The sequence below is a fragment of the Streptomyces sp. NPDC032091 genome (assembly GCF_055580265.1).
On the sequence record NZ_JBVILR010000017.1, the window covers coordinates 17,565 to 39,189 of the forward strand.

Here is a 21,625-nt window from a genome sequence, read left to right on the forward strand (position 1 = left end):
CACCACACCCCACTACAACCAACCCCCCCCCCCCCCCCCCCCCCCCCCCCCCCCCCCCCCCCCCCCCCCCCCCCCCCCCCCCCCCCCCTCTTCCCCCCCCCCCCCCCCCCCCCCCCCCCGCGGCGGCCGGGACTGGGCAAGATCCGGAAGAGACGGCCTACGCGAAGACGACCGTCCGGGTCCCGTTGAGCAGCACGCGGTGCTCGCTGTGCCACTTCACGGCCCGCGCCAGCGCCTGGCACTCCACGTCCCGCCCGACCGCGACGAGCTGGTCCGGGGTGACCTCGTGCCCGACCCGCTCGACCTCCTGCTCGATGATCGGCCCCTCGTCGAGGTCGGCCGTCACGTAGTGCGCGGTCGCGCCGATCAGCTTCACACCGCGCGCGTGCGCCTGGTGGTACGGCTTGGCGCCCTTGAAGCTCGGCAGGAAGGAGTGGTGGATGTTGATGATCCGCCCGCTCAGCTCCTTGCACAGGGTGTCCGACAGCACCTGCATGTAGCGGGCCAGCACCACCAGCTCGACCTTCTCCGCGCGCACCAGCTCCAGCAGCTGCGCCTCGGCCGCGGCCTTGGTGTCCTTCGTCACCGGGATGTGCACGAAGGGGATGTCGTACGAGCCGACCAGCTCGGCGAAGTCGGTGTGGTTGGAGACCACCGCCGCGATCTCCACCGGCAGCGCGCCGATGCTCGCGCGGAAGAGCAGGTCGTTCAGGCAGTGGCCGAACTTCGACACCATCAGCACGATCCGCATGCGCTCGTCGGAGCGGTGGATCTGCCAGTCCATCCGGAAGCTGTCGCCGATGGCGGCGAAGCTGGCGCGCAGCTTCTCCAGCGTCACCTCCGGCTCGGCCTCGAAGTGCACCCGCATGAAGAAGAGGCCGGTCTCCCGGTCTCCGAACTGCTGGCTGTCCACGATGTTGCAGCCGGTCATGAAGAGGTAACTGGACACGGCGTGCACGATGCCCTGCTTGTCGGGGCAGGACACGGTCAGGACGTACTGGGGCAGGGGCTGGGCCCCGGGCTGCGGGTCGCTCATGACCCCATAGCCTTTCACACCGCTCAGGTCACACCGCGCGCGTGAGGATCCTCAGCACTTCGACGGAGCTCGGCCGCTCGTCCGGGTCCTCCCCGTCGGCGGCGGACATCCGTACGTGCGCCTCGCGCGCCGCCCGGACGGCCTCGGGCCAGGCGGGGTGCTCCAGGTAGGCGGTCACGGGCGCGTCCGGGCCTACCTGGTGCAGGATCCGCAGCACCCGCAGCACGGCGAGGTCGACCAGGGCCGCCTCCTGCGCGTCGCGGAAGATCGTGCCGATGTACTTGTCGGCGGACCAGCTGTCGAGCCAGGTGTCCTCGACGAGCCGGTACACGGCGTCGGTGACGTCCCCGTACCCTTCGGCTCCGGCGAGCCAGACCTCCTCCTGGAAGGCGGGGTCGGAGAGCATGTGCAGCGCCGAGCGCACGTTGCTGCGCCAGCGCCACCACGGCATGTCGTTGAGGGGCATGCCGCCCATGGTGGAGGAGCGGCCGCCGCGGCGGGAAGAGTTCTTCGAACCTTGGGCGAATGTCACGCTTTCGATCGTACGTTCCCCACAAATGCGATCTTGACGCACCTATCCGCACCCCGGCCCCGGCCGTTCACCTGGGTGTCACCGGATGTTGTGTACACCTCAGCATCGAGTTACCCCGGTGGCGGAATGGTCGTGGGACATGACCAAAAGCCGACGCGCAACCGCCTTGACCCGACTGCTCCTTGCCGCAGCGACAGGCGCGTGTCTCACCACAGCGTGCGGGGTGCTCCCCGGCAGCCCGGGGGACTCCGGGGGCACCCTCACGGTCATGACGTTCGCTCCGATGGGAACCAAGGCCACCAACATGCCCGGAATGCCCGGCATGGCCAAGGCGTACGAACGCTGGATCAACGCCAACGGTGGCATCAAGGGCCGCAAACTGCGCGTCCTGACCTGCAACGAGAAGAACACCGCGACCGGCGCCGCCGACTGCGCCCGCGAGGCCATCACGAAGAAGGCGGTGGCCGTCGTCGGCTCGTACAGCCAGTACGGGCGCGCCTTCATGGCCCCGCTGGAGGCCGCGGGGATCCCCTTCATCGGCGGCTACGGGGTCTCGCCGGAGGAGTTCCAGAGCACCCTGTCCTACCCGGTCAACGGCGGCCAGCCCGCCCTGCTCGCCGGCGCCGGCCACCAGCTCGGCAAGGCCTGCTCCCAGGTGTCCCTGGTCCGCCCGGACACCCTCGCCGGGGACACCCTGCCGGTGCTGCTGAACGCCGGGCTGAAGGCCAGCGGCACCCCGGCGGCCTCCGACATCCGGGCGGCCGAGGACGCCGCGGACCTGACGCCGCAGGCCCGCGAGGCCCTGTCCGACGCCGGCCCGGCCGCGCCGCCGCCCGCGGCCAAGGGGGACGGGCCGTCCAGGGGGACGGGGTCCCCGAGCCCCTCCTCGTCCCCGTCCTCGTCGTCCTCGTCGTCCTCGTCGTCGTCGTCGTCCAAGAGCTGTGTCACGGCCGTGCTCGGCGAGCGCACCGAGACCTTCTTCGACGCCTTCCGCCGCGCCGACTCCACCCTCCACAGGAACCCGCAGATCTCCTCGGTCCTCGGCAGCGTCAGCCAGGCCCTGGTCGACCGCACCGGCGGCAAGGAGAGCCCCTTCGAGGGCGCGTACGTCACCAGCTGGTACCCCGTCTCGACCGACCCGCTGTGGGCGCCGATGCGCAAGGTGATCAGCGACGACGCCTTCGGCGACAACACCGTCGAGGCCGACGACAGCGGGGCCCAGACCACCTGGATCGCCTACACGGTGCTCAACCAGGTCGTCCAGAAGTTCAAGGCCGACGAGGAGGTCACGGGCCGCAAGCTGGCCCGGGTGCTCAACGAGTCCTCGGGCATCGGCACCGGCAACCTCACCCCGGAGCTGAGCTGGCGCTACCAGGACATGCGGGCGGTGGCCGGCTTCCCGCGGCTGGTGAACGGCCGGGTCAGCTTCCAGGTCGTCCAGCAGGGCCGGCTCGTCGCACAGCTCGGCGAGCAGGACGTGGACATGACCTCGGCCCTGGAGTCGGCCCCGCGCTCGGCGTAGCCGCTACAGCTGGGTCGTGTCGCGGCGGGTCAGCCCGTACTTGGCGGCGATCGTGTTCCACATGGTCGCCGCCGAGTCCTTCGCCCTGGTGGCCTCGGCGCTCGACTTGTTGCCGTCGGCGGCGTCGTCGGTGGGCTTGGCCTTGCCGTCCTTGCAGCCGCCCTTGTCGTGGCCCGCGGCGTCCGCCCAGTCCGCGTAGCTGTTGTCGGCGTCCGCCGAGGCGTTCCAGGCCTTGGTGAGGGCGGCCGAGAGGCGGGCGTGGTTCGGCAGCAGGTCCGTCTTCAGGTCCGAGAGCCGGGTGACCAGCTCGTCGCGCTGCCGGGCGGCGTCGCGGAGGTCCTGGGCCGCCTGGCCGAGGTTCTTGCAGTCCTTGATGTCCTCCACGGCCTTGATCACCGCGGTGCGGCTGTCGTTGGCGTCCGCGAGCAGCTTGTCCAGCTGGACGGCCTGCGGGCGTGCGGGATCCACCGGCGCGGTCCCACCCGGCGCGTCGGCGGCGTTCGACCCGTCGGCCTTCGGGGGCACGGCGGCGGGGTCGTTGTTCTGCGCCTTGCCGTCGCCGAGCAGGGCGCCCACCCCGAGGCCGGCCACGGCCAGCCCGAAGACCGCGGCGGCGATGACCGCCGGCGGGATCCGGCGCGCGGGCGGGGGCGGGGGCGGGGCCTGGAACTGCTGCGGCGGGGGCGCGGCCTGCGGCTGGGGCCGGGGCTGCGGCCGGCGCGGCCCGCGCCGCTGCGGCTCGGCGGGCGGCGGCGTCCGCCGGGCCACCGGCTCGGTGACGGGCGGCAACTGCTGCGTATGCCCGGCGCCCGCGTCCCCGCCCTCGTCCCGGAACAGCCCGTCGAACCCGTCCCCGACCGTCCCGGGCCCGGGACCGGACCCCGTCCCGGGACCGGCGGGAACGGGCGGGATGTACTGCGTCGCCGCATCGGCCGCACCACCGGCCGGACCTGCCGGAACGGGCGGGATGTACTGGGTGGCCGCCTCACCCGCACCGGCCGGGACCGGCGGGATGTACTGCGTCGCCGCGTCAGCCACACCACCGGCCGGGCCGGCCGGGACCGGCGGAATGTACTGCGTGGCCGCGTCCGCGACACCACCGGCCGGACCCGCCTGAACCGGCGGAATGTACTGCGTCGCCGCATCGGCCACACCACCGGCCGGACCTGCCGGAACGGGCGGGATGTACTGCCTGGCCGCGTCCGCCACACCACCGGCCGGGCCGGCCGGGACCGGCGGGATGTACTGGGTGGCGGCGTCGGACGGGCCCGCCGGAACCGTGGGGACGTACTGCGTCGCCGCGTGTGCCGACGGGGCGCCGCCCGGGCCCGGCGGGGCGAACGGGGTCGGGGTGCCGGGGTAGGGGGGTGCGGCGGCCGGGGGTGCGGCCGGGGTTCCCGTCAGCGTCGGGACGACCTGCGTCTCCGCCCCCGCCACCATCGCCCCGGGGGCGCCCGGGCCGGCCGGGGCGCCCGGGGGCGCGGGCGCGGCGGGGCCGACCTGGGGCACGTACTGCGTGGCCGCGTCCGCCACCGGCGGGGCGTACGGAGCGGCGGCGCCCGGGACCGGCGGGACGTACCGCGCCGCCGCGTCGGGCGCCGGCGGGTAGCCGTAGCCGTGCGGGGCGCCCGGTCCCTCGTAGCCCGGCCCGGTCTGCGGGTAGCCGTACGCCGGGCCGCCGGGCTCCGGCGGCGGGACGTACGCGGGCTGGACCGGCCCGCCCCGCCGGTCGTACTCCGGCTGCCGGTCGTACGCGGGCTGGTCGTACCCGGCCTGGTCGTACCCGGGCCGGTCGTGCCCGGCCTGGTCGTACCCCGGCTGCTGCGGCGTCCCGTACGCGGGCGCCGTCCACGGCTGCCCGGCCTGCGGCGCCCCGGGCTGGGGGACGCCCCCTTGTCCGTTCTCCGTCACCGGGACTCCTTCTCGCCTTCTCCGACGTCCGCGCTCCGTGGAGGATCCGCGCAGCCGTCGGGTCACGCTACCCGGTCACCGCGTGTTGACGTCAGGCCACCTGAACCTCCAGCCTCGCCCCGAACTCCCGCACCGCCGGTTCCTCCCGGTACGGCTCCAGCCGCGCCCGGAAGTCGTCCAGGTACTCCTCGCCCCGCCGCGAGCGCAGCGATCCCAGCAGGTCGGCGGCCTTCGCCGCGGTCTGACAGGCCTGCTCCACCTCCCGCTGCTGCACCTGCGCCGCGGCCAGCAGCAGCAGGCCGATCGCCCGTCGGCGGACCTTCGTCACGGGGAGCCCGCGCAGCGCCTCCTCGGCCCGCCGGCCCGCCGCGTCGGCCTGGCCGAGGTCGCGGTGGCAGTGCGCGAGCTCGTCCGCCAGGTAGGCCTGGTCGAAGTGGCGGATCCACACCGGGTCGTCCCCCGATTCCGGCTCGGCCCGCTCCAGCGCCGTCACGGCCCGCCCCGACAGCACCGCCGTGGAGCGGGCGTCGCCGAGCAGCGCGTGCCCGCGCGCCTCCGCCGCGTAGAACATGGCCTCCACCCTCGGCGTGACCTGCCCGCGCGTGCCCTCCTGCGCGGCGCGCGCCAGCTGCGCGATCTCCCTCGGGTTGCCCAGCTCGGCCGCGAGGTGGCTCATCGACGCCGCCAGCACGTAGCCGCCGTAGGCGCGGTCGCCCGCCGCCTGGGCCAGCCGCAGCGCCTGGATGTAGTAGCGCTGGGCGAGCCCCGGCTGGCCGGTGTCCACCGCCATGTACCCGGCGAGTTCGGTGAGCCGGGCCACCGCCGCGAACAGCGCCCGTCCCACCGGCTCCCGGTAGGAGCCGCCGATCAGCCCGGAGGCCACGGAGTTGAGGTAGTGCACGACCACGGGCCGCACGTGCCCGCTGCCGAAGCGGTGGTCGAGGTCGGTCAGCGCCTGGGTGGTGGCCCGCACGGCCTCCACGTCGGACATCCCGACGCGCGCGCCGCCGTTGCGCGCCACCTGCGGATCGGCCCCGGTGATCAGCCAGTCGCGGCTGGGCTCGACGAGCGCGGAGGCGGCCACGCTCGACCCGGAGAGGAAGTCGCGGCGCCCGACGTCGCTGCGCCACAGCTCGCAGACCTGCTCGATGGCGCCGACGACGGTCGGGGAGAACTGCAGGCCGACCCCGGAGGCGAGGTTCTTGCCGTTGGCCATGCCGATCTCGTCGATGGTGACGGTCCGGCCGAGTTTGCGCCCCAGCGCCTCGGCGATGATGCCGGGCGCGCGGCCGCGCGGCTGCTGGCCGCGCAGCCAGCGGGCCACGGAGGTCTTGTCGTAGCGGAGATCGAGGCCGTGCTCGGCCCCGCACATGTTGACGCGCCGGGCGAGCCCGGCATTGGAGCACCCGGCTTCCTGGATGAGCGCCTGCAGCCGTTCATTCGGCTGGCGGGCGACGAGAGGCCTGGCTGCCATGAAAACCCCCTGAGACGCGGGTGATCGTTGGAATGATCACTTCCCGCCTGAAGTGCGGAGAATCTTCCTCTCTGCGACGTGTCGTTACCCATCGGCCGCGCCCCGGCCTCCTACGCGCCCCCGCTCGTGCATCCGTGCGCCCCGCGTGCAGGATCGATGCACCGCCGGCCCGCGCGTTTATCCCCGTAACCCCCGGTGACCCCGGGAGTTGTGCTGCACGTGGAAGAGACCATCGGAGTCACGGAGACCGCCCCCATCCCCCAGCAGCGCGGCGAGCTGCTGCTCGACCATGCCGTGCGGTACGTGGAAGAGCGGCACTGGGACGTCTTCGCCGGTACCTGGCTGGAGCCCGGCGACGGCCGGGAGCTGTGCTCCTGCGGTGTCGCCGACTGCCCGGCGCCCGGTGCGCACCCGGCGGTGAAGGACTGGCGCTCCCTGGCCTCGGGCAGTGCCGTCGGGGTGCGGCGGATCTGGGGCAAGCACCCGGGCGCCTCGATCCTGCTGCCGACGGGCCGCACCTTCGACGCCCTGGACGTGCCGGACTCCGCCGGCTTCCTCGCGCTGGCCCGGCTGGAGCGGATGCAGCGCACCCTCGGCCCGGTCACCCTCACCCCCGACCACCGCATGCTGTTCTTCGTGCTGCCGGGCGCCGGTGCGAAGGTGCCGGACCTGGTGCGCAAGCTGGGCTGGCTGCCGCACGCCCTCGACCTGACCGCGCGCGGCGAGGGCGAGTACGTGGCGGCGCCCCCGACCCGCTACGGCGGCAAGGGCCCGGTGCAGTGGGCCCGTAAGCCCACGCCCGCGAACCGGTGGCTGCCGGACACCGAGGAGCTGATCGACGCCCTCGCGTACGCGTGCGGCAGCGAGGCGGCCGCGGCCCGAGGCCGGCGCAAGGCGTAGACCGGGACGGCCGCACCACCCGCGACGGCCGCACCACCCGCGACGGCCGCCGACCCGGCTGACATACGTGTCCGCAAGTTCATGACATTCGTAACTGCTGCGCCCTCTCCCCGTCCTCCTATGGTGAGGAAAGTACGACCACGGGGACGAGAACGAGAGGCAGGCGCATGCCGGACCAGGGCTATGCGGCAGGCGGTAGCGGTACGGGCGGGGCGGACGGTGCGCGACCCGCGCCGGCGGCCGCGGCCGTACGGATAGAAGGACTGTGGAAGCGTTTCGGCGAGCAGGTCGCCGTCGGGGGGATCGACCTGGAGCTGCCGGCCGGCCGCTTCATCGGCCTCGTCGGCCCGAACGGCGCCGGCAAGACCACCACGCTGTCGATGGTCACCGGACTGCTGCGCCCGGACATGGGCCGGGTCACGGTCGCCGGGCACGACGTGTGGGCCGACCCGGTCGAGGTGAAGCGGCGCATCGGCGTGCTGCCCGAGGGCCTGCGCATGTTCGAGCGCCTCTCGGGCCGTGAACTCCTCGGCTACATGGGCCGCATGCGCGGACTGCCGGGCGAGGAGACCGACAAGCGGGCCACGCAGCTGCTGGACGTCCTCGACCTCGCGGGCTCGCAGCACAAGCTCGTCGTCGACTACTCGACGGGTATGCGCAAGAAGATCGGCCTGGCGGCCGCCCTGCTGCACAACCCGGAAGTCCTGTTCCTGGACGAGCCGTTCGAGGGCGTCGACCCGGTGTCGGCGCAGACCATCCGCGGGGTGCTGGAACGTTACACCGTGTCCGGTGCGACCGTCGTCTTCTCCTCCCACGTGATGGAGCTCGTCGAATCGCTCTGCGACTGGGTGGCCGTCATGGCGGCCGGCCAGATCCGCGCCGCGGGCCCGCTGGCCGACGTACGGGGTTCCGCGCCCTCCCTGCAGAACGCCTTCCTCGAACTCGTCGGCGCCCGCGACCACGCCGCCGGCGACTCCCTCGACTGGCTCGGCGGCGCCCGATGAGCGCCACCGCCGAGGCGTCCCTCACCCCCCTCTTCGTGCGCCTCAAGCTCTCGCTGATGCGCAACGGCCTGAAGGGGTCCTCGAAGCGCAAGGCCGTCTGGATCACCAGCCTGGTGATCTCCCTGGCCTTCTCCGTACTCGCCACCCTGGGCCTGACCGCGCTGCACGGCCACGCCCACGCGAGCACGGTCGTCGTCCTGATGGGCGCGATCCTCGCGCTGGCCTGGACCGTGATGCCGCTGTTCTTCCCGACCGGCGACGAGACCCTCGACCCGAGCCGGCTGGTGATGCTGCCGCTGCGCCCGCGTCCGCTCGTACGGGCCCTGCTGGCCTCCTCGCTGGTCGGTATCGGCCCGCTGTTCACACTCTGCCTGGCCGTCGGCTCGGTGGCCGCGGTGACGCACGGCGCGGCCGGCGTCGTGGCGGCGGTGCTCGGCGCGCCGCTCCTCCTGCTCGGCTGCGTGGCCCTGGCCCGGGCCGTGGCCACGGCCAACGTACGGCTGCTGACCAGCCGCAAGGGGCGCGACCTCGCCCTCCTCAGCGGGCTGCTGATCGCGATCGGCGCCCAGCTGGTCAACTTCGCCAGCCAGCGCCTGTTCCAGCAGGGCGGCCTGGCGGCGCTGGAACCGGTCGAGGCGGTCGTCCGCTGGCTGCCGCCGGCGACGGCGATCGGCATGGTCGACTCGGCGAGCGAGGGCGCCTACGCGCAGGCCGCCGCCCAACTCGCCCTCACCCTGGCCGCCCTGCTCCTCCTCCTGTGGTTCTGGGAGCGGAGCCTGACCAAGCTGATGGTCACCCCGGACGGTTCCACCCTCGCGGCGGCCGCACCGGAGAAGGACCGCGGCACCGGCGGCTTCTGGGCCTTCCTCCCGGGCGGCCGCACGGGCGCGGCGATGCAGCGCACCCTGCGCTATGTGGTCCGCGACCCGAAGACGAAGTCGGCGTGGGTGTCGGCGCTGGCCGTCGGCCTGATCATCCCCGTCGCCAACGCCGCCCAGGGCAGCGGCTCCGTCTACCTGGCCTGCTTCGGCGCCGGAATGCTCGGCGTCCAGATGTACAACCAGTTCGGGCAGGACACCTCCGCCTTCTGGATGGTCGCCCAGACGATCTCCTCGCCGCACGACGCCTTCGTGGAACTCCGCGCCCGGGCCGGGGCGCTGGCCCTGGTCACCGTCCCGTACACCGTCCTCGTCACGGTCGTCACCGCCGCGCTGGTGGGCGACTGGGCGCAGTTCCCGGCCGCCCTGGGCCTGGGGCTGGGCCTGCTGGGCGCGATGCTGTGCACGGGCGCGCTGGCCTCGGCGCGCTTCCCGTACTCCATCCCGACGGAGGGCGCCTTCAAGAACGTGGCCCCGGGCCAGGCGGGGCTGGCGTGGCTGGGCATCTTCGGCGGCATGCTCACCTCGGCGGTGATCTCCTCCCCCGTGATCGCCCTGGCGATCTGCGTCAGCCTGTCGGACGCCCCCGCCGGCCTCGCCTGGCTGACCCTCCCGGCGGGCATCGCCTGGGGCACCCTGTCCGCCTGGGCGGGCCTGCGCCTGGCGGCCCCGAGGGTCGCGCGCACCCTCCCGGAAATCCTGACGGCGGTCAGCAAGGGCTGACCCCACCCGAACACCCCCCAGGGGGCGGCAGGCCCCAGGCCGGCCGCCCCCTGCGGTCGTCGGGACGGCGGATGGCCTGATCTGCGCATGTCCCGTGAGTAGGTTTTGCCCCTGCCCTCCCCCCGTGCAAAAGTGCGTTCGATTCACATGGTTGGGGGCTTTGGGTGGGGTTCGACGAGGAGTGGCGGCAGCTGCGTGCGGAAGGGGCCGCACGGCCTGCCGGGCCGGCAGCGGTGCAAGCGCCCGAACGGAACCGGGTGGCGGAGTTCCCCGGCCGGCTGGCCGGGTTCCGGGAGCGGCCGGTGCTGGTGCCGTTCGACGAGCAGGGCGGCCTCTGGACCTCGCAGTTCGGGGGCCTGGACTGGATCTGCGCCTTCTCGGACGAGGAGGCGCTGGCCCGGTTCGCCCGGGCCAGGGGCGCGACGCAGCGCGCCTGGGAGTACCACCAGGTACTCGGCGCGCGGCTGCTGGACGACGTGATACCGGCGCTGGACTTCGGGTGCGGGGTCGCACTGGACGCGGCGGGCCCGGACGGCGTCCTGTTCCCGCCGGTCCGCGGCATCGTGCCGGACACCGCAGCGCTCGACGCGGGGGTGTCGGCATGAGCGGCGAGCAGGGTGACCTCGACGTGTCACAGGCGGCGCTCGCGCAGATCGCCAAGGGGATCACGGACACGCTGGCGGAGCTGCGGGAGCTCGGCCCGGCCGGACTGGGGAACACGGGCGGCGGTTTCACCCAGCTGAAGCTGACCGGCCTGCAGACCGGACACGAGGGACTGACCTCGCAGTTGGACACCTTCTGCGAGCGGTGGGGCTGGGGCGTGCGCTCACTGGTCCAGGAGGCGAACCGGTTCGCGGCGGGCGTGGGCCTGTCGGCCGGACTCGTGCACGAGCAGGACCAGTACGTCCAGGGCGGTTTCAAGGTACTGGCCAACGCCGCTCTCGGAGGCAGCCCGTACGCGTCCGAGCAGGAGGTCACGGACAAGGACTGGGGCCAGATCCTGGCCACCAACCCGTACACGAACCTCCGGGACGCCGACTACAGCGCCGAGTCCGCCCTCAAGTCGGCGGCGAACACCGACCAGGCGTGGCAGCAGACCTGGGACGACGTCAACCCCGACCCGGACATCGAGCGGAAGCTCGTCGACCTCAAGCGAGACCACGACCGGGCTGACGGCGGTGAACACCGGTGACCGACTGGGAGTCGCTGGCCGACAAGGGTCTGGACAAGCTGGAGCACACCTGGACCGCCGCGAAGAAGAAGGCCGGCGAGGGCATCGACAAGGCCACCGACGAGATCGGCGGCATCCTCCACAAGGTCGGCAAGGACCGCTGGGCCGACGACATCGAGGACCTCGGTGACAGCGTCGCCTCCCACCTCGGCGCGTCCGTCGCGGAACAGCAGCTGGGCCAGACCGAACAGGCCAACGAGCTCGTCCACGGTTCCCCGGCCGACATCCGCGCCGCCGCGGCGCACCTGAAGGACTTCCAGGCCTCCTTCGACCGGGTCGGCCAGGGCATGAAGGGCCTGGACGCCGGCAGTTGGAAGGGGGCGGCCGCCGACGCGTTCCGCAAGGCCTTCGCCCTGCACCCGACGCAGTGGCTGCACGCGGCCGACGCCTGCCAGAAGGCCGGCGCCGCCCTGACCCGCTACGCCGACACGGTGGAGTGGGCGCAGAAGGAGGCCCTGCAGGCCATCGTGCTCCACAAGACGGCGCTCAAGGTCCACCAGGACGCCGCCGACGCGTACGCCAAGGCCGTGGACACCTACAACGCCACCGCCCTGGCCGGGAAGAACCCGGGACCCGTGCCCGTCAGGCCCGACGACGCGGGTGCCGCCGAGGCCAAGCGGGCCCAAGAGGTCCTCACGGAGGCCCGCCGCCAGCGCGACGACGCCGCCGCCGAGGCCGGCCGCGCCCTGACGGCCGCACTGGAGCACGCACCGGCCAAGCCGCCGCCCCACGAGCAGGCCATGGCGCTGGCCCTCGATGCCGCGGCCACCGGCAACACGGAACTGACCCACCTCACCGGCGGAGTCGTCAAGGGCACCGCCGGCGTCGTCAACTTCCTGCGCGGGATCACCCCGTACGACACGTACAACCTCACCCACCCCGCCGAGTACCAGCAGAACGCCAGCATGACCCTGGCGGGCCTGGTCGCCGCCCCCACGCACCCGGACCGCGTCGCCGCCGCCTTCATCGACCCCTTCCGCAAGGACTTCGCCGAGGGAACGGGCCGTCTCCTGCCCGAACTCATCGGCACGGAGGGCTTCGGCGGAGCGGCGAAGACGGGCACGCGGGCCGGGACCCGGGTGGCGGAGGAGGCCGCGGAGAGCGCGGCGTCCAAGGAGGCCAGGGCCGCCCAGCAGGCGGAGCCGGAAGCCGCGTCCCGCTCCCAGGACCAGAAGAAGTGCGACGGGGATCCGGTCGACGTGGCGACGGGACGCATGGTCCTCCCCCAGACCGACCTGGTCCTGCCGGGCTCCCTGCCCCTGGTCTTCTCCCGCACCTTCGAGTCCTCGTACCGCGCCGGCCGCTGGTTCGGACCGACCTGGGCCTCCACGGTCGACCAGCGGCTGGAGCACGACGACGAAGGGCTCGTGCTCGTCCGCGAGGACGGCAGCCTGCTCGCCTATCCGCACCCCGAGCCGGGCGTCGCCGTACTCCCCTCCCACGGTCAGCGCTGGCCGCTGACCATGGACGCCGACGGCGGTTACACGGTCACGGACCCCGGGTCCGGGCAGGTCCGCCACTTCGCGGACGACGGCGCCCTCATCCAGCTGGAGGACCGCTCCGGCGCCTGGATCACCTTCGACTACGACGCGTCCGGCGCCCCCACTGCCCTCACCCACAGCGCCGGCTACGGGGTGCACCTCTCCTCCTCCGGTGGGCGGATCACGGCCCTGTCCCTCGCTGACGGCACGGAGGTGCTCCGGTACGCCTACACGGACGGCCACCTCACCTCGGTCACCAACTCCTCCGGCCGACCCCTGCGCTTCGGCTACGACGAACTCGGCCGGATCACCTCCTGGACCGACACCAACGACCGTCACTTCGACTACGTCTACGACGAACGGCACCGCTGCGTCGCCCAGTCCGGCACCAACGGACACCTGAACATCCGGTTCGCGTACGAGGAGGGTGTCACCACCCTCACCGACTCCCTCGGCCACACCACCCGCTACCTGATCAACGACCGGGCGCAGGTCATGGCGGAGATCGATCCGACGGGCGCAACGACCCAGTCCACCTACGACGCCTACCACCGGCTCCTGACGCGCACGGACCCCCTCGGCCACACGACGCGCTTCACCTACGACGAGGACGGCCGCCTCACGCAGGTGATCCGACCCGACGGGCGCGAGACCCGGGCGGAGTACAACGCGCTCGGCCTACCGGTCCGGGTGACCCGGCCGGACGGCCGCACCGTCACCACCACGTACGACGCCGCCGGCAACCGCACCTCGGTGACCGCCCCGGACGGCGCGACCACCCGCTTCGCTTACGACGCCCGCAACCACCTGTCCTCGGTGACGGATGCCCTGGGCCACACGACCACGGTGGTCTGCGACGGGGCGGGCCGGATCGTCTCGGCGACGGACCCCTTGGGTGCCACGACCGTCTACGAACGGGACGCCTTCGGCCGCCCGGTCTCCTTCACCGACCCCCTGGGCCGCACCACCCGCCTGACCTGGAGCGTCGAAGGCCGCCTCCTGCACCGCCTGAACCCCGGCGGCACGCAGGAGTCCTGGACGTACGACGGCGAGGGCAACTGCCTGACCCACACCGACGAGATCGGCGGCGTCACGGCCTCCGAGTACGGCGACTTCGACCTCCTCACCGCCCGCACGGGCCCCGACGGCACCCGCCACACCTTCACCCACGACACCCAGCTCCGCCTCACCGGCGTCACCAACCCCCAGGGCCTCACCTGGCACTACGCCTACGACCCGGCCGGCCGCCTCGCCTCGGAAACGGACTTCGACGGCCGTACGCTCACCTACGAGTACGACGCGGCGGGCCGCCTGACCGCCCGTACCAACGCCCTCGGCGAGACGACCACCTACGCGCACAACGCACTCGGCCAGCCGATCCTCAAGAACGCGGCCGGCCGGGTCACCACGTACGCGTACGACGCCTTCGACGCCCTGACGGCGGCCACCTCACCCGAGTCCACCGCCACCTGGCTCCGCGACGCCGCCACGGGCCGCCTCCTCTCCGAGACGGTGAACGGCCGCACCGTCGCGTACGGCTACGACGCCCTGGGCCGCTGCACCACCCGCACGACCCCCTCCGGATCCGCGTCCCACTGGACGTACGACGCCGTCGGCCACCGCGCCTCCCTCACCACGGCGGGCCGCACCCTCACGTTCGAGCGCGACGCGGCGGGCCAGGAGCTGACCCGGGCCCTGGGCCCCTCCCTCTCCCTCGCCCACGAGTACGACGTGGCGGGCCGCCGCACCGCGCAGTCCGTCATCGGCGAGGACGGCCGGACCCTGCAGCGGCGCGGCTACAGCTACCGCGCCGACGGCTACCTGACCGGCATCGACGACTCGCTCACCGGCCCCCGCACCTTCACCCTCGACGCGGCCGCCCGCGTCACGGCCGTGGAGGCCGGGAACTGGTCGGAGCGCTACGCGTACGACGAGGCGGGCAACCAGACGAGCGCCTCTTGGCCGACGCAGCACCCCGGTGCGGACGCCCAGGGCAGCCGCGCCTACACCGGCACCCGCATCACCCACGCCGGCTCCGTCCGCTACGAACACGACGCACTGGGCCGCGTCACCCTCCGCCAGAAGACCCGCCTCTCGCGCAAGCCGGACACCTGGCGGTACGAGTGGAACGCGGAGGACCGCCTGACGGCCGTCACCACCCCGGACGGCACGCGCTGGCACTACACGTACGACCCCCTGGGCCGGCGCACGTCCAAGCAACGCCTGTCGGCGTCGGGCGAGATCGTCGAAGAGACCCTCTTCAGCTGGGACGATGCCACCCTCTGCGAGGAGACCACTGGCCGGATCACCTTGACCTGGACCCACCAGGGCCTCCACCCCGTCACCCAGACGGAGCACTTCGACGACGCGACGGTCGACGACCGCTTCTTCGCGATCGTCACCGACCTGATCGGCACCCCGACCCACCTCCTGGCCGAGGACGGCACGACGGCGTGGCACACCCGCACGACCCTGTGGGGCACCACAACCTGGAACCGCGACGCCACGGCCTACACCCCACTCCGCTTCCCGGGCCAGTACTACGACCCGGAATCCGGCCTCCACCACAACTACTTCCGCACCTACGACCCCGAAACAGCCCGCTACCTCTCCCCGGACCCCCTGGGCCTGGCGCCGGATCCCAACCCGGCGATGTACGTCGGCAACCCGCACACCTGGTCGGACCCCCTTGGGCTGGCACCCGAGGGCTGTCCTGAAATCTCCGAAGGAAAGCTCAATTATCTGTTCGACAAAGAGATTAAGTCCGACGGCCACAATACACCAAGAGCCAACCAGAACGCGGAGCAGCTAAAGAGCATCGGTTTCCACGACACGCCCGCCTCCAGGGAATACGTCCGCCAGCATCTCGAAGAAGCGATAAAGAACGGCTTCGAGGAGCGCTTCACGAACGAGTGGGGGGACTTCGGAACAACATACTCCGTCCTCACGGGCCCCACCGGGATGCGCCAGGTTGAAGCAACCTGGCACTTGATGCCGGACGGAACGAAGCGACTTACCACGGTCATCTTCAAGGGCGGCGGCTGGTGGGCGAACATCCTCAAATAGCAAGGGCCGCCGATTTTACCCGCACGCAGACAGAGCGAGGTCGCGCGATATTTACCACTCCAGATCCTCAAGACTTTGCCAACACGTTCGGCGTCCAGGCGATTCTCGTAGGCGACTTCCAATACGAGCTGGACTTCTCCGAGGTTACCGATGAGGAGCTCAAGTTTTCCTACGACGCCATCGGTAGATCCGTTGCAGTATCGTGGCGCGCGACTACGGGAAGAGAACTTCTCAGCCTCTTTCGCGAAGGGGCGACACTTCTTCGCATCGCAGATAGCGCCGAGGGGTCAAAGCTGCTCGCGGAATTTGACACCAGGGATACGAAAGGACGTCTTGAGGTCCAGATTTTCCCGCATGTTTCAATCTTGGAGCACACCCTGCTCTCCTGAGGGCCAGGGAGCTGTTCGACGCTGAGCCCGGGGGCAGGAGCGGCACTGAACGGCTCGCCTCCTCCACCGACCGGCGCCCCCGCTGTCAGAAGCGGGAGCTAGGTTCGGGGGATGTCGGTCAGTGTGGAGTTGCGGGGTTCGGTGCGGTTGGTGGGGGCGGGGGGGCTCGTCCATGGGTTCGGGTTTGAGGGGCGGGGGGCTCACGGGCCGCGGGCCCTGGTGCGGAACGGGGTGGAGCTGGAGGTGTATCGGCTCGACGCGTTGTTCGGTGGGGAGCTGGCACCGGAGGTCGTGTTCGGGGTGCCCTGGCCGGGGTGGGAGCGGGGGGTGCACTCCGTCAGTCCCGACGGGGCGTTCGCCGTGTTCTCCGGGCAGCGGGCCGTGCGGGCCGTGGGTCGGGGCGGGGAGGTGCTCTGGGAGTACCGGCACGGGTGCTGGGGGCCGGAGCTGGGGCATCCGCACAGCGGGGACGAGCAGGAGGTGTGCCGGGGGCTGGAGCACGGGTCGTGCCGGGTCTCGGACGACGGCCGGTTCGTCTGGGCGCACATCGTGACCGGGGACGGGGAGGACGACTGGCAGGAGCAGTGGGTCGTCCTCGACGCCGCGGACGGGCGGGAGCTGGCCCGGCTGCCGTTGGACAGCGCGACGGCCGGCTCGTACCACCTCTCCCATCCCGACGGCATCCACATGGGGCTGTCCATCGGCATGGGCCAGGACGGCATCCTGCTGCACTGGGCCCGCTGGGACGGCGAGAAGCTGACCGCATGGGACCTCAACGAGGACCTGGACCGGATTCTGGTCGACGTCCACCCGGCGCACCCGGGCTTCCTCACCATCGAGCACGACGGGGCCGACCTGCGGCTCCACGCCCTCGACGGTGACGTCCTCGCGACGGCGCGGCCGCCGGCCGACGAGTTCGACGACCGGCCGTGCTGGGACTACGGGTGCGGTTTCGTCGACGCCGACACCGTCATCGTCTCGATCTCGGACTACGAGGAGTTCCCGGACCTCGCCGGCCACCGGCTCCTCGACGCGCGGACCCTGGAGGAGCGGGGCCGGGTCTCGTATCCCGACGGGGCGGCCGTCGACGGCGACGTACGCCCGCTCGGCGACGGCACCTGGCTGACCTTCGACGGCACGACGCAGACCCTCAACCGCTGGGGCCTGGCCGCGGGGTGACGGTCGGCTCGCGCTCATACCGCGCCCCGGCCTCGGATGAGGGCCACGGTAGCGTGGCGGTCTTCGGTGGCGGGGGTCGTCGGAGTCCTGAAGGTGGGCGGCTGTGGCTGGTGTGGGGGAACCCGACGTCGTGTGGAGTCTGCCGGGTGCGGACGCGGCCGCCGGGTGGCGGGCGGAGCTGTGGACCGCTCGGGTGGAGGGCGGGATCGCCGTACTGCTGGCGGCGCAGGAACGGTGTGACGCCGAAGTGGTGTTCGTGTCCGGGGAAGGGGCCGTGCAGCGGCGCGTCCCGCTGCGTGGAGTGGAGCCCGGGGCCGGGCACTTCGCCGTGCTGCCCGGCGACCGGTTCCTGCTGGTGCGTGGCCGTACGCGCCAGGGTGAGGGGGGCCGGTGGGAACCGAACGCGGTGGTCCTCGGCGCCGACGGGGCCACGGTCGAGCGCGCGTTCTGCGTCGGGGACGACATCCCGGCGCTGGTCACCGACCGGCGGGGCGGCATCTGGACCGCGTACGGGGACGAGGGCATCTACGGGCACCACCCGCAGACCGCCGCCGGGCTGGCCGGCTGGAGCGGCAAGGGCGTCCACATGTGGGGGCCGGACGGGCGCCTGCCGGCGTGGCCCCTCGAAGGGCTCGCCGCCGCCACGGAGCGGGAGGCGGTGTGGCTGGCCTGGTACGGCGGCAGCGCAGAGGGCACCCACCTGAGCCGCGTCACCCCCGCGACCGGGGAGGTCACCACCTTCCGCAGCCCGGCGCACGGGATCGACGGCATCGCGGTGAGGGGCGACCGGGCCGTCCTCAGCCGCCGGGACCACGGCAAGGGCTCCACCACCCTGATCCGCGTCGGCCTCGGCACCGACGGCGCGTGGACCGTCGCCGGCGAGCAGAAGCTGCGCCTGCCCGGGCCCGTCCACCTGCGGTGCGGCCAGGGCCGGGACGGGGTCCTGTGGCTGCGGGCCGGGGATGCGTGGGTACGGGTCCACGCCTGAGGGGCGCTCGGGGGCGGAATGCGGGGAGGGCGGCGTCCGCGAGGCCTGGTGAAGGGTCTCCCGGACGCCGCCCAGGGGGTCAGGGGATCAGGGGCAGCTGATGCGCGTGTCGCCCGGGTCGGTGGTGCAGGTGTCGGTGTTGTAGCCGCCGTCGGCGCGGTCGTTGCCGGAGACCCCGTCGACGGTGTCGAGGCGGTCGCTGCCGAAGTTGCCGGTCAGGGTGTCGTTTCCGGGGCCGCCGATCAGGTAGTCGTTGCCGTAGCCGCCGTCGACGTTGTCGTTGCCGGGGCCGGCGTAGACGGTGTCGTTGCCGTAGCCCGCGCGGACGGTGTCGTTGCCGCTCAGGGCGCAGATGACGTCGTTGCCGAAGCCGCCGTTGAGGGTGTCGGCGCCGCTGGTGCCGACGATCGTGCAGCCGTGGGCGTTGTTGACGGTGCTGGCGGCCGTCGCCGTGTTGTTGCCGGTCGCGGGGTCGGTCTGGGTGGCCGAGGCGGTGGCCTTGTCCGAGAGGGTGCCGGTGGCGCGGGGTTCGGCGACGAGCTTGACGGTGGTCTGGGCGCCGGGGGCGAGGGTGCCGAGGGGGCAGTTGGCGCTGGTGGCGGTGAGGGTGCAGGTGCCCTGGGCGGGGGTGGCGGACAGGAGGGAGCCGGGGCCGGTGAGGGTGTCGGCCAGAGAGACGCCGGTGGCGGTGGTGGTGGCGCTCGTGTTGGTCACCGTCACCGTGTACGTGGCCTGGTCGCCGATGCTGACGGATGCCGGGCCGGTCTTGGTGACGGCGAGGTCCACGCCGGGCGGGGGCGGCGGCGTGGTCGCCTGGTAGCGGACCAGGCCCCGGTCGTCACCGGTGTTGCCGGAGACGACGATCTTCCCGTCGGACTGCAGGGCCACCGCGTTGGCGGTGTCGTAGAAGCCGAAGGACACGTCGGTGTGGACCTTGCCGCCGGTGCCGAAGCCGTTGTCCAGGGAGCCGTTGGGGTTGTAGCGGGCCACGCCGAAGTCGGCCTGGCTGATGCCGGCGGTGACGATCTTGCCGTCGGGCTGGAGGGCCAGGTCGGCGGCCCCGTCCACGGTGTTGGTGCCGAAGTCGGTGGTGACCGTGCCGTCGCCGTCGAAGGTCGTGTCGAGGCTGCCGTCGAGGGGGTTGTAGCGCGCCAGCGCGACGTCGAAGCCGCTGTTGCCCGCCGCGACGATCTTTCCGTCGGGCTGGACCTTGACCCCGTTGGCCACGCCGGGCCCGGGGAAGGCGGTGGTGAGCCTGCCGTCGCCGTCGAAGCCGGTGTCGAGGCTGCCGTTCGGTTGGTAGCGGGCGAGCGTGAAGTCGGAGGCGTTGGAGGGGTAGTTGTACCCGGAGCGGCCCGCGATGACGATCTTGTTGTCGGACTGGAGCGTCACGTCGTACGCGCTCGCGGAGCCCCCGGGGAAGGTGGTGGTGACCTTGCCGTCGCCGTCGAAGGTGGTGTCGAGGCTGCCGTCGGCGGCGTTGTAGCGGGCCAGCGCGACGTCGGCGCCGCTCTCGCCCGCGGCCACGATGGCCCCGCCGGGCTGGATCACCACCCCGAAGGCGTGCTGCGGGCCGGTGGTGCCGAAGTCGGTGAACGTGGAGCCGCCGTTGCCGAAGGTGGTGTCGAGGCTGCCGTCGGGGTTGAACCGGGCGACGGTGAACGACCCGGGGGTGTCGGCCTCGGAGCTGTAGCCGGCCACGACGAGCTTCCCGTCCGGCTGCACCGCCACCGCGTCGGCCACGTCGTCGCCGCCGCGCAGGTCGGTGGTGATCAGGCCGTCGTTGTCGCCGTCGCCGTTGAAGGTGGGGTCGAGACTGCCGTCGGGGTTGTAGCGGGCCAGCGCCATGTCGGAGGAGCCGCCCGCCGCGGGGACGGTGGTGCCGACGGTGACGATCTTGCCGTCGGCCTGGATGACCATGCCGAGGCTCTCGTCGTAGTTCCCGCCGCCGAAGTCGGTGGCGACCCTGCCGTCCCCGTCGAAGGTGGGGTCGAGGTCGCCCGGGGCGCCGAGCGCGGTCGCGGGCAGGGCCAGCACGAGCGCCAGTCCGGCGGCGGCGGCCGCGAGCGCGTTGCGGCGCGGGGTCCTGCCGCGCCCGGAGGCCGACGCGGGCGCGCCCGCGGAGGGGGCGGGCGGGATGGACGCGGACGTCGACGTGGACGTGGAGGTGGACGTGGCTGTGGACGGGGACGTGGACATGGGGACCCTTCGTCTGCTCACCGCCGGGGCGCAGCGGGCCGGCGGCTCCCACTGGACAGGCCACAGCCTGTTGGGGGCGCCGCGGCCACGCGCGTACGGCGGGCCGCGCTGGGCTCAGTGGCAGGCGGCGATCCACCCCATCGAGTGAGCGGCGCACCGGCGGTGGGCCGGGCGGGTCATCTGGAGGCCATGCCCGCGACCTCTTCCAGGAAGGGTTCCAGCGCCGCGCGCAGGGCGGCCGGCTGGTCGTAGTGGACGTAGTGGCCGGCGTCGGGGATCTCGGCGTACCGGCCGGCGGGGAGGACGCGGACCATCTCCTGCGCCTCCGCGCGGCCGAGCTCGCCGTCCAGGCCGCGGACGACCAGGGTGGGGCAGCGGACCTTGGCCAGCTCCTCCCAGTGGGCGTCGTACACCCAGGTCTCGCGGGCCGTCAGCATCTGGCGGCGGGAGAAGAGGGGGCGCCAGCCGTCCGGGGCCTGGTGCATCACCTCGGCGAAGAAGGCGCCCCGGCCGGGGTCGGGGCGCTCCACGCGGGGGTCGTCCTCGCCGAACCAGCGGCGGGCGGCGTCCTGGGTGGGGAAGGGCAGCGGCCAGCGGCGGAACCATTCCTCCCACTCCTGCTGCGAGGCCTCGCCGAGCGCGGAGGCCCGCATGTCGCAGATCACCAGGGCGCGGACGAGGTCGGGGCGGCGGGCCGCGAGCTGCCAGCCGGTGAGGGCACCCATGGAGTGGCCGATGAGGACGACCGGGCCGAGACCGAGCTGCTCGACGGCCGCCTCGGCGTCGCGCACGAAGGCCTCACGCCCGAGGGCGGGAAGGACGGGGCCGGGACGGGCCGCGCCGTTGGCCGCCGGATGCTCGCTCTGGCCGTGCCCGCGCTGGTCCAGGGCCACCACGCGGCGGTGTTCGCCCAGCCAGCTCGCGGTGCCGGCCCAGTGCAGGGCCCGGCCCATCAGGCCGTGCAGTAACAGGACCGCCGGCTGCCGTGGCTCGGCGGGCGGATCGCGGAACTCCCAGGCGGCCAGTCGGACGCCGTCGGCTGCAGTGACATCGATGCGCTGAACCACCGAGGATGCACCCCCTTCGCTCCCGGCCAGACTATCGAACCCGTA

General features: G+C 72.8%; 16 protein-coding genes. 10 read left to right on the forward strand and 6 right to left on the reverse strand.

From position 1 onward, the window contains the following. Window positions 1-157 precede the first annotated feature (157 nt). Entirely contained in the window at window positions 158-1,036 is an 879-nt protein-coding gene (gene purU / locus ACZ5NJ_RS25180) for a formyltetrahydrofolate deformylase (protein WP_468767462.1), read from the reverse strand. A 28-nt stretch (window positions 1,037-1,064) separates the two neighbouring features. Beyond that, entirely contained in the window at window positions 1,065-1,511 is a 447-nt protein-coding gene (locus tag ACZ5NJ_RS25185) for an SCO4402 family protein (protein ID WP_468767639.1), read from the reverse strand. A gap of 196 nt (window positions 1,512-1,707) precedes the next feature. Between ACZ5NJ_RS25185 and ACZ5NJ_RS25190 the strand changes: the two genes are divergently transcribed. Beyond that, entirely contained in the window at window positions 1,708-3,090 is a 1,383-nt protein-coding gene (locus tag ACZ5NJ_RS25190) for an ABC transporter substrate-binding protein (RefSeq protein WP_468767463.1), read from the forward strand. A gap of 3 nt (window positions 3,091-3,093) precedes the next feature. Here ACZ5NJ_RS25190 and ACZ5NJ_RS25195 read toward each other — a convergent pair whose 3' ends face one another. Further along, window positions 3,094-5,001: a hypothetical protein gene (locus ACZ5NJ_RS25195; protein WP_468767464.1), complete on the reverse strand. Its 1,908-nt coding sequence runs from the start codon at window positions 4,999-5,001 to the stop codon at window positions 3,094-3,096. A 91-nt stretch (window positions 5,002-5,092) separates the two neighbouring features. Beyond that, complete coding sequence (locus tag ACZ5NJ_RS25200) at window positions 5,093-6,475, reverse strand: transcriptional regulator (protein WP_468767465.1); 1,383 nt, start codon at window positions 6,473-6,475, stop codon at window positions 5,093-5,095. A gap of 219 nt (window positions 6,476-6,694) precedes the next feature. On the opposite strand from ACZ5NJ_RS25200, the gene ACZ5NJ_RS25205 reads away from it, so the two are divergent. The 9 genes from ACZ5NJ_RS25205 to ACZ5NJ_RS25245 all read left to right on the forward strand — a co-directional run bounded on the left by ACZ5NJ_RS25205 (window position 6,695) and on the right by ACZ5NJ_RS25245 (window position 18,314). Continuing rightward, window positions 6,695-7,375 carry a bifunctional DNA primase/polymerase gene (locus ACZ5NJ_RS25205; protein WP_468767466.1) on the forward strand — a complete coding sequence of 227 codons (681 nt, stop codon included), beginning with the start codon at window positions 6,695-6,697 and terminating at the stop codon, window positions 7,373-7,375. Window positions 7,376-7,542: 167 nt separating this feature from the next. After that, window positions 7,543-8,379: an ABC transporter ATP-binding protein gene (locus tag ACZ5NJ_RS25210; RefSeq protein ID WP_468767467.1), complete on the forward strand. Its 837-nt coding sequence runs from the start codon at window positions 7,543-7,545 to the stop codon at window positions 8,377-8,379. Then, window positions 8,376-9,980 carry a transporter gene (locus ACZ5NJ_RS25215; protein ID WP_468767468.1) on the forward strand — a complete coding sequence of 535 codons (1,605 nt, stop codon included), beginning with the start codon at window positions 8,376-8,378 and terminating at the stop codon, window positions 9,978-9,980. The genes ACZ5NJ_RS25210 and ACZ5NJ_RS25215 overlap by 4 nt, the downstream gene beginning before the upstream one ends. A 257-nt stretch (window positions 9,981-10,237) precedes the next feature. Continuing rightward, a complete protein-coding gene (locus ACZ5NJ_RS25220) occupies window positions 10,238-10,585 on the forward strand; it encodes an SseB family protein (protein WP_468767469.1) in 348 nt (115 codons plus the stop codon). Then, window positions 10,582-11,172, forward strand: coding sequence for a hypothetical protein (locus tag ACZ5NJ_RS25225; protein WP_468767470.1), 591 nt, complete (start codon window positions 10,582-10,584; stop codon window positions 11,170-11,172). The genes ACZ5NJ_RS25220 and ACZ5NJ_RS25225 overlap by 4 nt, the downstream gene beginning before the upstream one ends. Continuing rightward, complete coding sequence (locus ACZ5NJ_RS25230) at window positions 11,169-15,758, forward strand: putative T7SS-secreted protein (RefSeq protein WP_468767471.1); 4,590 nt, start codon at window positions 11,169-11,171, stop codon at window positions 15,756-15,758. Before ACZ5NJ_RS25225 ends, ACZ5NJ_RS25230 begins: the two co-directional genes overlap by 4 nt. After that, window positions 15,737-16,147: a hypothetical protein gene (locus ACZ5NJ_RS25235; protein WP_468767472.1), complete on the forward strand. Its 411-nt coding sequence runs from the start codon at window positions 15,737-15,739 to the stop codon at window positions 16,145-16,147. Before ACZ5NJ_RS25230 ends, ACZ5NJ_RS25235 begins: the two co-directional genes overlap by 22 nt. A gap of 243 nt (window positions 16,148-16,390) precedes the next feature. Then, window positions 16,391-17,326, forward strand: coding sequence for a hypothetical protein (locus ACZ5NJ_RS25240; protein ID WP_468767473.1), 936 nt, complete (start codon window positions 16,391-16,393; stop codon window positions 17,324-17,326). 103 nt (window positions 17,327-17,429) lie between these two features. Then, a complete protein-coding gene (locus ACZ5NJ_RS25245) occupies window positions 17,430-18,314 on the forward strand; it encodes a hypothetical protein (RefSeq protein WP_468767474.1) in 885 nt (294 codons plus the stop codon). Window positions 18,315-18,401: 87 nt separating this feature from the next. On the opposite strand, the gene ACZ5NJ_RS25250 is transcribed toward ACZ5NJ_RS25245, so the two are convergent. Both ACZ5NJ_RS25250 and ACZ5NJ_RS25255 read right to left on the reverse strand, forming a co-directional pair. Continuing rightward, window positions 18,402-20,513 carry a calcium-binding protein gene (locus ACZ5NJ_RS25250; protein WP_468767475.1) on the reverse strand — a complete coding sequence of 704 codons (2,112 nt, stop codon included), beginning with the start codon at window positions 20,511-20,513 and terminating at the stop codon, window positions 18,402-18,404. Window positions 20,514-20,689: 176 nt separating this feature from the next. Continuing rightward, window positions 20,690-21,580 carry an alpha/beta fold hydrolase gene (locus ACZ5NJ_RS25255; protein ID WP_468767476.1) on the reverse strand — a complete coding sequence of 297 codons (891 nt, stop codon included), beginning with the start codon at window positions 21,578-21,580 and terminating at the stop codon, window positions 20,690-20,692. Between the last annotated feature and the right edge of the window lie 45 nt (window positions 21,581-21,625).

Excerpts from the sequence above, each read along its gene's own strand:
- ACZ5NJ_RS25210 (WP_468767467.1), top strand. The coding sequence starts at position 7,543 with ATGCCGGACCAGGGCTATGCGGCAGGCGGTAGCGGTACGGGCGGGGCG.
- ACZ5NJ_RS25250 (WP_468767475.1), bottom strand. The coding sequence starts at position 20,513 with ATGTCCACGTCCCCGTCCACAGCCACGTCCACCTCCACGTCCACGTCG.
- ACZ5NJ_RS25225 (WP_468767470.1), top strand. The coding sequence starts at position 10,582 with ATGAGCGGCGAGCAGGGTGACCTCGACGTGTCACAGGCGGCGCTCGCG.
- ACZ5NJ_RS25200 (WP_468767465.1), bottom strand. The coding sequence starts at position 6,475 with ATGGCAGCCAGGCCTCTCGTCGCCCGCCAGCCGAATGAACGGCTGCAG.
- purU (WP_468767462.1), bottom strand. The coding sequence starts at position 1,036 with ATGAGCGACCCGCAGCCCGGGGCCCAGCCCCTGCCCCAGTACGTCCTG.
- ACZ5NJ_RS25190 (WP_468767463.1), top strand. The coding sequence starts at position 1,708 with ATGACCAAAAGCCGACGCGCAACCGCCTTGACCCGACTGCTCCTTGCC.
- ACZ5NJ_RS25215 (WP_468767468.1), top strand. The coding sequence starts at position 8,376 with ATGAGCGCCACCGCCGAGGCGTCCCTCACCCCCCTCTTCGTGCGCCTC.
- ACZ5NJ_RS25185 (WP_468767639.1), bottom strand. The coding sequence starts at position 1,511 with ATGGGCGGCATGCCCCTCAACGACATGCCGTGGTGGCGCTGGCGCAGC.